The organism is Oceanobacillus sp. M65 (assembly GCF_052246275.1).
GTDB classification, from domain to species: Bacteria; Bacillota; Bacilli; order Bacillales; family Amphibacillaceae; genus Oceanobacillus_B; species Oceanobacillus_B jordanicus.
In genome coordinates, this window is record NZ_JBQQCJ010000001.1 from 319,392 (window position 1) to 334,353 (window position 14,962).

General features: G+C 40.6%; 15 protein-coding genes. 6 read left to right on the forward strand and 9 right to left on the reverse strand.

What is annotated here, in order from left to right; translation table 11 throughout:
• Positions 1 to 77 precede the first annotated feature (77 nt).
• Both ACTWPF_RS01585 and ACTWPF_RS01590 read left to right on the forward strand, forming a co-directional pair.
• A complete protein-coding gene (locus ACTWPF_RS01585; protein WP_238017559.1) occupies positions 78 to 1,343 on the forward strand; it encodes an MFS transporter in 1,266 nt (421 codons plus the stop codon).
• A 55-nt stretch (positions 1,344 to 1,398) separates the two neighbouring features.
• A complete protein-coding gene (locus tag ACTWPF_RS01590) occupies positions 1,399 to 3,294 on the forward strand; it encodes a PrkA family serine protein kinase (RefSeq protein WP_106898249.1) in 1,896 nt (631 codons plus the stop codon).
• A gap of 96 nt (positions 3,295 to 3,390) precedes the next feature.
• Here ACTWPF_RS01590 and ACTWPF_RS01595 read toward each other — a convergent pair whose 3' ends face one another.
• A complete protein-coding gene (locus ACTWPF_RS01595; RefSeq protein WP_202606424.1) occupies positions 3,391 to 3,498 on the reverse strand; it encodes a DUF3221 domain-containing protein in 108 nt (35 codons plus the stop codon).
• Positions 3,499 to 3,524: 26 nt separating this feature from the next.
• Between ACTWPF_RS01595 and ACTWPF_RS01600 the strand changes: the two genes are divergently transcribed.
• Positions 3,525 to 3,695, forward strand: coding sequence for a hypothetical protein (locus tag ACTWPF_RS01600; RefSeq protein WP_443148099.1), 171 nt, complete (start codon positions 3,525 to 3,527; stop codon positions 3,693 to 3,695).
• 158 nt (positions 3,696 to 3,853) lie between these two features.
• Entirely contained in the window at positions 3,854 to 5,017 is a 1,164-nt protein-coding gene (gene yhbH, locus ACTWPF_RS01605) for a sporulation protein YhbH (RefSeq protein WP_443148100.1), read from the forward strand.
• 42 nt (positions 5,018 to 5,059) lie between these two features.
• Here yhbH and ACTWPF_RS01610 read toward each other — a convergent pair whose 3' ends face one another.
• The 6 genes from ACTWPF_RS01610 to ACTWPF_RS01635 form a co-directional block, all read right to left on the reverse strand.
• A complete protein-coding gene (locus ACTWPF_RS01610) occupies positions 5,060 to 5,407 on the reverse strand; it encodes a hypothetical protein (RefSeq protein WP_443148101.1) in 348 nt (115 codons plus the stop codon).
• Positions 5,408 to 5,572: 165 nt separating this feature from the next.
• A complete protein-coding gene (locus ACTWPF_RS01615) occupies positions 5,573 to 6,436 on the reverse strand; it encodes a metal ABC transporter permease (protein ID WP_238017572.1) in 864 nt (287 codons plus the stop codon).
• Positions 6,433 to 7,302, reverse strand: coding sequence for a metal ABC transporter permease (locus tag ACTWPF_RS01620; RefSeq protein WP_443148102.1), 870 nt, complete (start codon positions 7,300 to 7,302; stop codon positions 6,433 to 6,435). The genes ACTWPF_RS01615 and ACTWPF_RS01620 overlap by 4 nt, the downstream gene beginning before the upstream one ends.
• Positions 7,274 to 8,056, reverse strand: coding sequence for a metal ABC transporter ATP-binding protein (locus ACTWPF_RS01625; RefSeq protein WP_443148103.1), 783 nt, complete (start codon positions 8,054 to 8,056; stop codon positions 7,274 to 7,276). The genes ACTWPF_RS01620 and ACTWPF_RS01625 overlap by 29 nt, the downstream gene beginning before the upstream one ends.
• 28 nt (positions 8,057 to 8,084) lie before the next feature.
• Positions 8,085 to 9,020, reverse strand: a complete 936-nt coding sequence (locus ACTWPF_RS01630; RefSeq protein WP_443148104.1) for a metal ABC transporter solute-binding protein, Zn/Mn family — start codon at positions 9,018 to 9,020, stop codon at positions 8,085 to 8,087.
• Between the two features lie 316 nt (positions 9,021 to 9,336).
• On the reverse strand, positions 9,337 to 10,482 hold the full coding sequence (locus ACTWPF_RS01635) for a metal ABC transporter solute-binding protein, Zn/Mn family (protein WP_443148105.1): 1,146 nt from the start codon (positions 10,480 to 10,482) through the stop codon (positions 9,337 to 9,339).
• Positions 10,483 to 10,670: 188 nt separating this feature from the next.
• Between ACTWPF_RS01635 and ACTWPF_RS01640 the strand changes: the two genes are divergently transcribed.
• Complete coding sequence (locus tag ACTWPF_RS01640) at positions 10,671 to 12,080, forward strand: SpoVR family protein (RefSeq protein WP_238017584.1); 1,410 nt, start codon at positions 10,671 to 10,673, stop codon at positions 12,078 to 12,080.
• A gap of 73 nt (positions 12,081 to 12,153) precedes the next feature.
• On the opposite strand, the gene ACTWPF_RS01645 is transcribed toward ACTWPF_RS01640, so the two are convergent.
• Positions 12,154 to 13,170 carry a DUF3231 family protein gene (locus ACTWPF_RS01645; protein WP_443148106.1) on the reverse strand — a complete coding sequence of 339 codons (1,017 nt, stop codon included), beginning with the start codon at positions 13,168 to 13,170 and terminating at the stop codon, positions 12,154 to 12,156.
• A gap of 349 nt (positions 13,171 to 13,519) precedes the next feature.
• On the opposite strand from ACTWPF_RS01645, the gene ACTWPF_RS01650 reads away from it, so the two are divergent.
• Positions 13,520 to 14,134: a YpjP family protein gene (locus ACTWPF_RS01650; RefSeq protein WP_443148107.1), complete on the forward strand. Its 615-nt coding sequence runs from the start codon at positions 13,520 to 13,522 to the stop codon at positions 14,132 to 14,134.
• Positions 14,135 to 14,155: 21 nt separating this feature from the next.
• On the opposite strand, the gene ACTWPF_RS01655 is transcribed toward ACTWPF_RS01650, so the two are convergent.
• Positions 14,156 to 14,860: an NAD-dependent protein deacylase gene (locus ACTWPF_RS01655; RefSeq protein ID WP_443148108.1), complete on the reverse strand. Its 705-nt coding sequence runs from the start codon at positions 14,858 to 14,860 to the stop codon at positions 14,156 to 14,158.
• Positions 14,861 to 14,962: the final 102 nt, after the last annotated feature.

The following is a 14,962-nucleotide window of genomic DNA, read 5'->3' on the forward strand; positions in this document are numbered from 1 at the left end:
TAGTCATTTTATATTTACTTTTCTATCATTTGTGTCTAATATATTTAGGGACACGAAATAATAAGGCGGCGAACATCATGCGATTTATTCAAGAATGGGTAACGCAATTCAAAACATACAATAATAATATTAAACTAGCTATTTTGGCAAATATTTTTTCCCAAGTTGGTCTGGGGATTTTTATGGTTGTTTACAACTTTTATATACGGGAGCTTGGCTATAGTCAGGATGTAAATGGCCAGGTCATTGCGTTAACAGCACTTGCCACAGCGATTATTCTCGTACCAGCTGGTTTTCTCAGTGATAAGTTGGGACGAAAACGCATTATGGGGTTTGGCATCCTCGCAGCAGGGCTGGTACTTTTTTTACGGAGTATTATAGAATTGGAATCTTTGTTACTGGTAGCAGGTTTTGCTACAGGGATATTCACTGCCTTTTTGCAGGTTTCTACGGTACCATGGCTTGCAGAGAACTCTGCTCTAAAACAGCGCGTGCATCTGTTTAGCCTGCATGCTGCACTTGTCACGGTTGCGAATGTAATTGGGAGTATTCTTGGAGGTACCTTGACCGATTTGTTTTCCCTTTTAACAACAGATCTGCAAAGTATTCGGTATACCTTAATTATTGGAAGCTTGTTTTATTTTCTATCCTTCTTTCCTATATTAAAGCTGAGCGAACAACGTAAACCGAAGCCTGAAAAGAAACAGAAATTCAATATGAAGCAGTATGTCAGCGAAAATAAGTTTGGTTTTAAAATTATCGCGCTTTTCGCCATTGCGCAGTTATTAATTGGGTTCGGTAGCGGGCTTGTCATTCCATATCTTAACCTGTATTTTGCCGATAGGTTTTCTGCCTCAAATTCTGTAGTTGGTCTGATTATTTCCATCGGTCAAGCGGCTACGGCTATTGCCATGTTTGTTGGGCCTTTTGTTGTGAGCAAGATGGGCGAGGTACGTGCTGTTGTCACCTTACAACTCCTTTCACTGCCTTTCCTGCTATTGACCGCTTATACGGATAATTTACTGTTGGCAACGGTTGGGTTTTTATTCAGGCAAGCTTTAATGAACGCTGGGAACCCAATTCAGTCTTCGCTCATGATGTCACAGGTGGACGATTCGATGAAAGGCCTGGCGAACTCAGTAAACCAGATGGTATTCAATTTAGGTTGGGCATTTATGGGACCTGTTTCTACCGGAATTGTGCTTAAGTATGGCTCCTATTGGGGTTATGCAAATGTGTTTACAATTACGGCCTGTCTCTACCTAGTCGGTTCCTTGTACTTCTATTTTGTTTTCCGTTCTGTGAAGCGGACGAATGAACCTGTGGAAAACAAACCGGCATGATGAATAAGCCTGCTGCATAAACTGTATAAACCATGCCCTAGATGGAGGGAACCTAATGGATATACTAAACAAAGTGAAGCAGTATCGTGAAGAAGAGAAAACATTGAAGTGGGAAGGCACGTTTGCAGATTACCTTGCAATCATAAGGGAGCGGCCAGAAGTTGCCCAAACTGCGCATTCGCGTGTGTACAATATGATAAAGCACTCCGGTTTAAGTGAAAGAGATGGTAGAAAGATGTACCACTTCTTTGGGGAAGAGATTTTTGGGCTGGAGGAATCGATTGAACGACTAGTGGAGGAATACTTTCACCCAGCAGCGAAACGACTTGATGTGCGAAAACGGATATTATTATTAATGGGACCGGTCAGTGGAGGGAAATCTACCATTGTTACCATGCTAAAGCGTGGTTTGGAGCAGTATTCAAGGACGGACGAAGGTGCAGTTTATGCCATAAAGGGCTGCCCAATGCATGAGGATCCCCTGCATTTAATTCCGAAGCATTTACGCGAGGAGTTTTATGATGACTATGGGATTAGAATAGAAGGAAGTCTGTCGCCATTAAATACAATGCGACTGGATAAAGAGTATGGTGGGAAAATTGAAGATGTTCAGGTAGAACGGATTTTTCTCTCGGAAGATAAGCGAATTGGAATCGGCACATTTAGCCCTTCTGATCCCAAATCACAGGATATTGCAGATCTTACGGGGAGCATCGATTTCTCTACGATTGCAGAATACGGGTCTGAGTCAGATCCACGTGCATACCGGTTTGATGGGGAATTAAATAAGGCAAACCGAGGGATGATGGAGTTTCAAGAAATGCTAAAATGTGATGAGAAGTTCCTTTGGCATCTGCTTTCCTTAACACAAGAGGGTAACTTTAAAGCCGGACGATTTGCGCTCATAAGTGCTGACGAACTAATTGTTGCCCATACAAATGAGTCAGAGTATCGCTCCTTTATTTCCAATAAGAAGAACGAGGCACTTCATTCCCGAATTATTGTCATGCCAATTCCTTATAACCTTCGGGTAAGTCAGGAAGAACGTATTTACGAAAAAATGATTAATGAGAGTGACATGAAGCACGTCCATATTGCTCCCCATGCCCTGAGAGTTGCAGCGATATTTTCTATATTGACAAGATTAGAAGATTCTAAGAAACAAAGTGTTGATATCGTGAAGAAAATGCGTCTATACGACGGGGAAAATGTGGAAGGGTTTAGTCAGATAGACGTAGAAGAATTAAAAAAAGAATATCCTGTTGAGGGCATGAATGGAATTGATCCACGTTATGTTATTAACCGTATATCCTCTGCCATTATTAGAAAAGAAGTGCCTTCCATTAATGCATTGGATGTATTGCGATCGTTAAAAGATGGACTTGATCAGCATGCATCGATTTCAGATGAGGCAAAAGAAGATTACATGAATTATATATCGGTGGCCCGGAAAGAGTACGACGAGATTGCTAAAAAAGAAGTACAAAAAGCGTTTGTCTATTCTTATGAAGAATCTGCTAAAACGTTGATGGATAACTACTTGGATAATGTAGAAGCATTTTGCAATAAGAATAAGCTACGAGACCAGTTGACCGGGGAAGAAATGAGTCCGGATGAAAAACTAATGCGTTCGATTGAGGAGCAGATTGGTATTTCGGAAAATGCGAAAAAGGCTTTCAGGGAAGAGATTTTGATTCGGATTTCTGCATATGCTCGAAAGGGAAAACGATTCGACTACAATTCTCATGATCGTTTGCGTGAAGCGATACAAAAGAAATTATTTGCTGACTTGAAGGACATTGTTAAAATTACCACCTCATCGAAAACACCAGATGAGTCTCAATTGAAAAAGGTTAATGAGGTCATTTCGCGCCTGATTGACGAACATGGCTACAACTCTGTATCTGCCAATGAGCTACTGCGGTATGTGGGAAGCTTGTTGAATCGATAAGAAAAGCGCAGGCAAGATAGAAAGAACATGTTTTAAAAATAAAAAAGCTTCCTTTTGAATTTACTTTCAGGAGGAAGCTTTTTTCGTTTGATGTAGTTAGGAAAGCTTCTCTATAAAGTAGGCTGACGTTTTGGGAGGATTTGATTCTTGTAGGTAGTCACTATATATTCTTACCTTTTGGTTAATTTTAAGATTGTGAAACAAGGGTTTGGCTTTGTGTAGGAGAAGAGGTGCTATTCAATCAACCATGTATGTGGTCCAATCGATCAAGAACGTTGTTCTATCAATCAAGAAAGCAGTCCAATCAACCAAGAATGCGGCTCAATCAATCAAGAGAGCGTCCCAATCAACCAAGATTGCGATCCAATCAATCAAGAAAGCGTCCCAATCAACTAAGATAGCAATCCAATCGCCCCCAGCCCTTCCCGAAAAATTAATCCAGCCGCACCCCAATCCAAATAATGCGTCCAAAAAGTTTAAAAAATGCAATAATTAAGTTGTCTTTGCATAGTATAGAGAAAGCCATTATTGCTTTGATAAGTTAGTAGGAGGAGAGGTTATGCAGGAGAAAAAGGAAACCTTTGTTGTCTCCCAGGAAAACTGGTCCCTCCATCGCAAAGGCTATCAAGATCAAAAACGACATATTGATAAAGTAAAAGATGCGATAAAAAACAACCTCCCCGATTTAGTAAGTGAGGAAAGTATCATTATGTCGAATGGCCGCGATGTTATTAAAATACCAATACGTTCATTGGATGAGTATAAGATCAGATATAATTACGACAAGTCAAAACATGTTGGGCAAGGGAATGGAGACAGTAAGGTTGGAGATGTCGTCGCCCGTGAGCCAAATAAAAAAGGTAAAGATGGTGCTGGTCAGGGTAAAAAGGCTGGAGATAAGCCAGGAACAGATTATTATGAAGCAGAAGTTTCCCTGGCAGAATTAGAAGAAGCATTATTTGCGGAATTGGAGCTGCCAGACTTGGAACAAAAGGATCAGGACAACATCATTACTGAAAAAATTGAATTTAATGATATCCGGAAAAAAGGATTGATGGGGAATATTGATAAGAAGCGGACGATTCTTACTTCCATAAAGCGTAATGCTACAGAAGGAAGACCTGGCATTATGCCAATATATAATGATGATTTACGTTTTAAAACGTGGAATGAGGTGACGAAGCCAGAGTCCAAAGCAGTCGTACTGGCAATGATGGATACAAGTGCTTCCATGGGAACATTTGAAAAGTATGTAGCACGTAGTTTTTTCTTCTGGATGACCCGTTTTCTTCGTTCCAAGTATGAAACAGTAGAGATAGAGTTTATCGCCCACCATACCGAAGCAAAGGTAGTTTCAGAAGAGGACTTCTTTTCTAAAGGGGAAAGTGGCGGTACGATTTGTTCCTCTGCTTATTACAAGGCTTTAGAGCTAATCCAGGACACGTACAGACCATCTAGCTATAATATTTATCCTTTTCATTTTTCTGATGGGGAAAACATTACGTCTGATAATCCAACCTGCATTCGGTTGGTAAATGAAATTATGGATCTATCGCAAATGTTCGGATATGGTGAGGTAAATAGCTATAACCGCCCATCCACCTTAATGCGAGCATACAGCACCATATCGGATGAAAAGTTCCGACATTATGTGTTAAAAGAAAAAAAGGATGTCTACCACGCAATGAAGCAATTTTTTACTAATAAACCTGCATTAGTATAAGCAACATACTGCCGCCAGCATAGAAAAAGCTGACGGCAGTTTCTATTCGATTACTTCAATAGTATAAATACCTCTGTCCGTTGTTAAAGCAAAGCGGGAGCCATCAAATTGGTACAGCGAAGAATCCTCAAGCGGAATTTCGTAAACAGAAGAAGGTAGCTGTTCCATACTCTGTGCACTGTTTTCCACTTGCCCTGTCCCATTCAGTTGTAGGGAATGAAGGGGGGTGTATTCATCCAGACGGTGGGGATTTGATTCATAGGTGACAGCCTGGAGGTCGATAATCATTTCGTCACAGTCGTCGATTTCCTGTTTGACTACCCGTACTTTTTTCCCGTTCCATTTCGTTAATAGCTTATTAAATTTTTCGATCGTTAAGTATTGGTCCATTGTCATCCCTCCATTACCGTATTTTCCCCCTTTTGAATAGAAACATACCTAGAATTAAAAGCGAAACAACCTAGCTTGCGATTCGTAATTAGACGAAAAAGGAAGTGCGCACCTCAAAAAAGGCTCCGGTTTTTAGCCAGAGCCTTGTTCATATATCTAATGCATTTACGTTGTACGTAATCGTTTAAAAACAAGTCCATGCCTTGGACTGAATAAAAAGGCAAGGATAAATAATATGCCCGTAGAACTAGCCATCGATCCAGCTATTGAGACATTAAAATATACGGCGCTGCCATAGCCAATTAAGGCAGATAAAATACCGATCGCTCCACTCATCCACAACATCGTGAAAAATTTGTCTGTTAAAAGATAGGCCGTCGATCCAGGGACGATAAGCATCGCTACTACGAGAATAGCACCTACACTGTCAAAGGATGCAACGGTTGACAGGGATACCATAATCATTAGCAAATAATGAATAAACACAACTGGAACGCCAATCAGCAGTGCATATTGCGGATCAAAGGTAGATAGTTTGATTTCTTTGTAAAAGATTGCGATTAAAAGTAAGTTAACGAAGAGCACCCCTCCAAGCATCCAAACAGCTACAGGGCCCAAGGAAACTCCCCCAATTTGGAGCGTGTTCCATGGCACAAAGGCAATTTCCCCCATCAAGGCGTGTTGTACATCCAAATGGACTTGATCGCCAATAAAGGCAATGAGTACTACCCCAAGCGCGAAAAGGGAGGTGAAGACAACACCAATTGCTGCATCCGACTGCACGCCAGAGCGATGTAGTGTCTCCACAAAGAAGGCGGTAAGTAGGCCAACAATTGCTGCGCCAATTAACATCGGAACACCATTAAGAGACTGGGTTACAAAGAAGGCACCGACTATGCCTAGTAGTACTGTATGGCTGATCGCATCAGCAATCATGGACATCTTACGCAAAACAAGAAGCGAGCCCGTTACACCACATGTAAGCCCTACTAAACAACCAGTTATTACAATCCATAATGTATAGGTCATGCCTGTCTAACCCTCCTTATGACGAGCCCTTTTTTCTTACCAAACAATAAGGATATAAAAAAGATGAAGGATGCACTGAGTACGATTACCGGACCAGTAGGCAAGCCAACTATCGTGGTACTGATAACTGCCCCGAGCACTCCAGATATTGCGCCGAATATTCCGGCTAGGATCGCCATCACACCCAATCTCTCTGTCCAATATCTTGCTGCAAGAGGAGGAGTAATTAATAAAGCGGCAATTAAAATGACCCCAACCATTTGGATTCCGATTACAACGATAGCAACAACAAGGAACAACATTAAGCCATTTAGAAAGCTAACAGGTAGACCTATACCTTTCGCAAACTGTGGATCGAACAAGGTTAGCTTAAATTCTTTAAAGAAGAGCATAGAAATTAATACTAAAAGGAATGCTCCCCCTGTGATGAGCTGAACATCACTTTTCACTAGTGATGCTGCCTGCCCAAAGATAAAGGTGTCCAGACCCGCTTGGCTACCGGTAGAATTTTGCTGAATATAAGTTAGCAAGACAACACCAAATCCAAAGAATACGGAGATAATAATCCCAATTGCAGCATCTGTTTTTATTCGCGATTTGTTAATAATAAACTGAATAGCTTGGGTTGCCAGGAAGCTCGTAATGGCTGCTCCAATTAAAAGAATAGGTATACTTTTCACTTCAAAGATTAGAAACATAATACAGACTCCAGGCAGTGCGGCATGTGCCATTGCATCACTAATTAGACTTTGTTTTTTTAACAATACAAAGCTACCAATAACGCCGCTGGCAAATCCTAAGAGCAGACTCCCTACTAACACCCATTGGAAATTAGCATTACTCAGACTCGAAAGCAAGGTGTCCATGTGCATGATGCTCCTTTTCTGTGCTCGGCGTTTTTTGTAAAAAGGCAATTTTACCACCGTAGGTTTTTTCCAAGTTTTCCAGTGTGAAAACCTTTGGAGTTTCCCCAAAGTCTACTAGCTGTTTGTTCAGAAGCATGACATGATCGAAATAATCTTCTACTGTTTGCAGATCATGGTGGACTACAATAACCGTCTTACCTTCCTGTTTCCAATTTTTCATCAACTGAATAATAGCCCGCTCCGTTGCGGCATCAACTCCGGAAAATGGTTCATCCATAAAGTAAACCATGGCATCTTGGGCTAGTGCCCTTGCTAAAAAGACACGTTGCTTCTGGCCACCAGACAGTTGGCTAATCTGTCGGTCAGTGTAATCCTGCATGCCCACTTTTTGTAGACAAGCTTGAGCCCAGGCGATCTCTTCTTTTCCTGCTCGTTTAAACATGCCGATATGGCGGTACCTTCCCATCAGTACGACATCAAGCGCGTTGGTTGGAAAGTCCCAGTCGACTTCACTACGCTGTGGGACGTAACCGATCAGTTTCTTTTGTTGCGCGTATGGTTTCCCATATACTTTTACATCTCCAGTAATAGATGGGATTAGCCGCAATATGGATTTTATTAAAGTGGATTTTCCTGCGCCGTTAGGCCCGATGATCCCTGTAATCGAACCATTCGGAATGGAAAAAGATACGTCTTCCAAAACAGGTTTTTTATCATAAGATACAGTTAAATCTGAGACATGAAGTGCATGCATTGGTTCTCTCCTCCTTTTTACGTATTGCTTATTTTAAAGAATCTACGATGGTATCGACATTATGTCTGAACATCCCAATATAGGTTCCTTCCTCTGTACCTTCTTCACCCATGGCATCGGAATATAGCTCGCCACCAATGGAAACATCGTGACCTGCTTCCTTTGCACCTTCTACAACAGCATTAATTGATCGTTCAGACACACTACTTTCAACAAATACCCCTTTAATATTCCGTTCTACGAGGACATCGATAATGCGTTGAATATCGTTTACACCATAATCAGATTCAGTACTCAATCCTTGTAGTCCGATAACCTCAAAGCCATACGCTTCCCCGAAATAATTGAACGCGTCATGAGCAGTTACTAGTACACGGCTCTCCTCTGGTATTTCGGTAAACCGATCTTTTGCATAGGTTTCTAGTTCTTGCAATTCGGTTAAATACGCTGATGTATTTTCTTTATACACCGACTCATTGTCTGGATCTAACTCAATTAACCCATCTCGTACAGCTTCTGTTGCTCGTTTCCATAGACCAATATCAAACCAGACATGTGGGTCGCTGATATCCGGACTGGCTGGATCTGCCAAAAGCTCCTCATTCGGAATACTTTCAGCAACCGCAATCGTTGGCTTTTCTTCCTGCATATTTTGAAAAATCTCATCCATTTGTCCCTCTAAGTGGAGGCCGTTGTAGAAAATGATATCTGCTTCGTTAAGCTTTTGGATATCTCCTTGAACGGCATTGTATAAATGTGGATCAACGCCAGGCCCCATTAAACTTTCAACTTCTACCGTCTCTTCACCTACTTGCTTTGCTATGTCCCCAATTTGGGCAATCGTTGTTACTACTTTGACTGGTTCCTTGCTAGAACCTCCATTAATTTCTGTCTTGGTGGAGCATCCAGCCAATCCGAATAACAAGAACACAAAACCAATTAAGAATAATTTTTTCATTTTCATCTTCCCCTCTCCCTAATTTGTTTCCCTTATGCAAAACTCGGGCAAAAAAATATAGTGGCATTTTATGCTGTGTTAGTAAGTGTTGTGATTGCGATAAATATTTATACGGTAGTTAAAAAGTTTACCTTAGGCAAATTATATTCGGTAAACTAAAAAAATGCAACGGTTTTACAATAAAAAAATAAACGCCCCCTAATTAAAAGGAGCGTGTAGTCTAAGCGAAATTTAGAACTGTAGATGATGTTGTGTATTCACCATTAAATGAGTAGAAATTAAAATGAAGAAGACGTGTCATCTGACACGTCCTCGTTAAACTTTATTGAAGTGCTTTATTTAATGTTTCTAGATTTTTTTTCATAAGACTGAAATAGTCTTCTTCATTTTCCGCATCTTCCTCAGTTAAAACGGAAAGATTATGCAGTTGCAATGGCTCTGCACCAATTTCATTACGGATTACTTCTGCTACTTTTGTCGTTACGTTTTGCTCAAATATAACATATTTTAAGTCTTTTTCCTTTGCAACACTAATAACTTCTGTAAGTTCCTTCTGGGACGGCTCTTCACTAGAAGATAGTCCTGAAATCGGGATTTGTGCAACACCATAGTTTTCTTCCCAATAGCCGTACGCAGCGTGTGAAACAATCATCTCAGGGTTTTCTTTCGATTCTATTAAAGTATGAAACTCTGCATCTAAATTCTCTAAGTCTGCTTTCAATGTTTCAAAGTTTGCTTCAAACGTTTCTTCTTCTTCAGGCTTTAATTCTACTAACTGGTCTTTAATATTTTCCGCAAGCGCGATAGCACGAATTGGATCTAACCATACGTGTGGATCCATATCCCCGTGATCATGATCATGTGTAGCATCTTCGCTTTCATGGTCATGCTCTTCCGTAGTGGCTTCTTCGCTTTCATGGTCATGCTCTTCCATGGTAGCATCTTCGCCTTCATGGTCATGCTCTTCCGTGGTAGCATCTTCACTTTCATGGTCATGCTCTTCCGTGGTAGCATCTTCGTCTTCGTGATCGTGCTCATCCGTGGTAGCTTCTTCACTTTCGTGGTCATGCTCATGGCTGTGTTCCACTGTCTCAATTCCCTCTGCAGCTTCTATTAGGGCAACGTCTTCGCTTTCAAGTGCTGAAGACATGCTTTCTGCATAGGATTCCATACCCATTCCGTTATAAATGAAGGCATCAGCACCGGCGATATCCACCATTTGTTTTGAGGTTGGTTCAAACGTATGAGCATCTGCGCCAAGTGGCATAATGCTTTCCACTTCAACAAACTCACCACCAATTTTCTTAGTGAAATCTTCAAGTGGATATAAGGTGGTGTAAATCTTAAGCGGGTTATCTGATCCGTCATTGTTTTCAGCAGACGTATTTTCAGACTCGCTATTACATGCAGCTATGAATAACAGTGAAAACAATAGTCCGGTTAGAACTATGTAATTTCTTTTTTTCATTTGTTTGCTCTCCCTTACGTTTATATCGTTTTGATCTTTTCATATCATAACGTAATGGTTACGGTTTGTAAATAGTAATTGTTTCGATTTGCGAGAGTTTCTTTGCTAAATGTCTGGATGTTAGAAAGTTGTTCATCATTAATAGCCCTTCTCATACACTATATAAAGCATGATAGGAGGGATATTCGTTGACCGACACAAGAGCACTTACCCGTGCAATTGAAGAAATTACCGAAATTGCAACCGGATTTGGTTTGGATTTTTATCCGATGCGTTATGAAATTTGCCCTGCTGATATAATTTATACATTTGGTGCCTATGGGATGCCAACCCGCTTTTCCCATTGGAGCTTTGGTAAACAATTTCACAAAATGAAGCTGCAATATGATCTTGGCTTAAGCCAAATATATGAGTTAGTCATTAATTCAAATCCTTGTTATGCTTTCTTGCTTGATACAAATAGTCTCATACAAAACAAATTAATCATTGCACATGTCCTTGCCCACTGTGATTTCTTTAAAAATAACGTTCGTTTTTCCAATACACGGCGTGATATGGTGGAAAGCATGACAGCTACGGCGGAAAGAATTGCTAACTATGAAATGGTTCATGGCAAGGAAGAAGTGGAGCAGTTCTTAAACGCAATTCTTGCTATTCAGGAGCATATTGATCCATCCATTGTTCGGCCAAAACTCCCTGCTTATAATTTGGAGGATGATGAAGAAGAAGAGCCATACAAAGCAAAAACTGCTTATGATGACCTTTGGGATTTGGATAAAACAACAGATAAAGGAAAACGGTATGTGAAAAAGCGGAAAAAGTTCCCGCCACATCCAGAAAAAGATTTACTATTATTTATTGAAGAGTACAGCACGGAGCTAGAGGATTGGCAACGCGATATTTTAACTATGATGCGGGAGGAAATGCTTTATTTTTGGCCACAGCTGGAAACAAAGATCATGAACGAAGGCTGGGCTTCGTACTGGCATCAACGTATTCTTCGTGAGATGGATCTTAGCACAGAGGATACCATTGAGTTTGCTTCATTAAATGCAGGTGTGGTGCAACCATCCAAGCAAGGCATTAATCCTTATTACCTTGGGTTGAAAATCTTTGAAGATATAGAAGAACGCTATAACAATCCAACAAAGGAAATGCGAGAACTCGGCATACAGCCTGGATCGGGTAGAGAGAAAATGTTTGAGGTAAGGGAAATAGAAGCTGATATTTCGTTTATTCGCAACTATTTAACAAAAGAGCTTGTACAGCGGGAGGATCTTTATCTCTTTGAGAAGAAGGGCAGAGACTATACGATAACCGATAAAAAATATGAAGAAGTGCGCGATCAGCTTGTGTCCATGAGGGTAAACGGAGGGTTTCCTTACATCACTGTAGAGAATGGAGATTACTTGCGAAATGGCGAGTTATATTTGAAGCATAGCTATGAAGGTATGGAGCTCGATATTGGCTACCTAGAAAATGTTTTGCCCTACATTTATCAGCTATGGGGGAAGACCGTTTATATGGAAACCTCTGTAGAAGAAAAGCCAGTCGTCTACTCCTATGATGGGAAAAAAGTGTATCAGCGGAATTTGTAAATTAAAATGCGCTGTTACCTGGTGTTAAATGTCTAAGTTGAAAAGAGGAGCAGCTTCCATAAGCTGCTCCTCCTTATTTTTTATTCCTAGCGAGCTGTTCCCTATTCCTTGTACCTGGTGGTTGTTCAAGCCAGTGATTCTCAATCATAAGGTCAGCGCCACTTTTCGCTAGTTTCGCTACTTCAAGCGAGAGGCGTTCATAATTAACGGCCAAATCTAATCTTTGGCTGGCCGAAGCACCAGTGGCGTAATTTCCAATCCCAGCAGAAATTAACAGGGCCATATGAAACATGATCATTTTGTCAGAAAATGTTTCCGTCGTCGAGGAGCTTACAGCTACATCTGGAAGTTGTGGTGTTGCAATGTTATTGTCACTTAAAAGGGAATTAAATATTTTGCTGTGCTTTTTGGAAATTTCCTTTGATCTTAAAAGGAAATCCTGTACCTTTTTGTTAGGGGAAGTTTGAGCAAAAGCAAGACATAGTTTCATGCCTATATAGTTGGTCAGGGCATTCATATATAAATGGGAGATTTCGATGGCATTTAATGGGCGTTTATCACTAAATGGGTTAAGCCCACTATAATACTCTTTGCTGTTAATGTAATCCGCTTTTTTAGGGACTTCAATATAAGGAATGCGCGCATTAACCCCTTTATGTGTCGCAATTTCTACTGTTTGATTATATAGGGAAGCTGTTTGGTTTAGGCAAGTAGTAAAGTAATCCCGGATGGAAGGCTTTGTACTCATGGATAGTAATCCACTATAAGAAAGCATGCCAACCTTTGCCATATGGGATACGTAGGTAAGACAGAATGTATCGGAAAATAGCCATGGGGCATCTAAATGAACATCCTTACTCGTAAATCCAATCGGAATCGCATATTCTTCCGCTTCAAAGATGGCTGTTAGCTGTTTAAGATGACCATCTGAAATATCCAAGGCGTGCTGAATGGCGGGGCTAATATCAGGATCTTGAATATGTTGAATCATAAACTGGAGGATACGGACAGACATGCTGTCATTTACATAGGCAGTCCAAAGGGAGGCGATTTCTCCTGAGTCTAAGTGAATCTTTTTTTCTTCGTTCAAATTCCTTCACTCCTGGCTAGTTTAGTTAATCTCTAGCTTCCCTCAAATTCCATTTATTATGTGAACGTTGTTTCTAAAATAGGTAGCATTAAATGATTTGGAAAATTTTAATATTTACGCTAAAGTTCTGAAAATGTATGGACATATTTATTTTGCATGGTAAACTTTAAGTAAGTATATAAAGTGAACCTTCAATCAGTGGAGGCTTTCATTCTTTCCCCACTGATTGTTAGTTGAACGAATCGGGGTGTTAGCGTCCGTTTACTCCCACTAAAAACTAACGGTTTCACCGCATGTTTTGAAGTGGGCGTCTTACGGACGGTTCACCGGGATAAAAGGGGCCCGTAATATGAAACTTTGGCTAAGAAAGGCGGCAGTCGCCCTCATTACCATAATGACGCTGGGAATGTATGTCCCGCCAGCTTTTTTAAATGCTGATGAGAGTAAAGACGATATCTCTGCCAAAACCGATATAAAAGAAGATATTTCCACCTCTATAGCAGAAGCAGATAGTCCATTAGAAGAGGAAAGCCAAGAAGATAAAAGCCAAGAAGATAAAAGCGTCTCCTTTGTCCAGTCAATGACATCAGAGGCAAAGGTACAAACGATGAAAAAACTTGGCCCGAAAATTTCTTCTCAAATTGATCCTGTATTCTTAGATACCATTTTATTTGGTGTGGAAGAAGCAGTAACCAAAACATTGGCTACAGTTGATGAGTCGGATTACCCTTTTATTGGGATCACAGATCAACCAACAGATGGATGGGGAGAAAAGATATTTAACCTCTATGATGTTCGGACAGATAAAGCCCTCGCGAAGTTCCATGTACGCCGGGATAACCGTCCAATGGAAGGTTATTGGTTTAATTTTCATTACCATGTAAGTAATGATCGCTTCGAAACACACCGGGAGATTGGTGAAATATTTTGGAATAAAAACGTTCCTCCGAAATGGATGGCATAGTTGATAATGAAAGGAGCTGGATTATACATCCAGCTCCTTTAATATGTCTCCAATATTGCGATTGTGGATAACAAGATCCGCATAGTAATCCAAGTCAGTTTCCTCGCGGTTAATAATGACAAGTTTTGCTCCACTATCTTTTGCAATTAAAGGAAATTGGTTTGCAGGAGTCACACTTAGAGAGGAACCAAGTACTACAAACAGGTCACAGGCCTGTGCTTCTGTAAAAGCCTGTTGGAAAGCGCTTTGTGGCAATGCCTCTCCGAATAGAACAATAGAGGGGCGGAGAATACCACCACAATCACAGTGGTATTCTTTATCAAGATACGCTTCACTGCTATATTTCTTGTTACAGGACTGGCAATGCAGTGTTTGCAATGTACCGTGTAACTCCGCTACCTTTTGGGAACCTGCTTTTTGATGGAACCCATCGACATTTTGGGTAATAATCGATTTTAATTTCCCTTGTTTCTCCCAGTCCGCTAAAATGTAGTGACCTTTATGGGGCTCATAGGTTTTCACTCCGAGCACTCGTTGGCGATAGAATTCAGTAAAGGCATGCACATTTTTATTTAAAGCATCAGTACTTGCAATTTCACTTGGGTCTAGGTTATTCCATAACCCTTGCTTTGCAGAACGAAAATCAGGCAATCCACTTTCGGTTGACATACCAGCTCCTGTAAATACTACAGTATAACTTGCATCATGAAGCCATTGCTCTAGCATCCTTCCACCATCCCATCTAACTTTTCGTGTCCAATTTAACAAAACGAAGATATTTAGTACGTGTTGCTCTACTAGTGTATCAAATTTCTAACTACTGTCTCA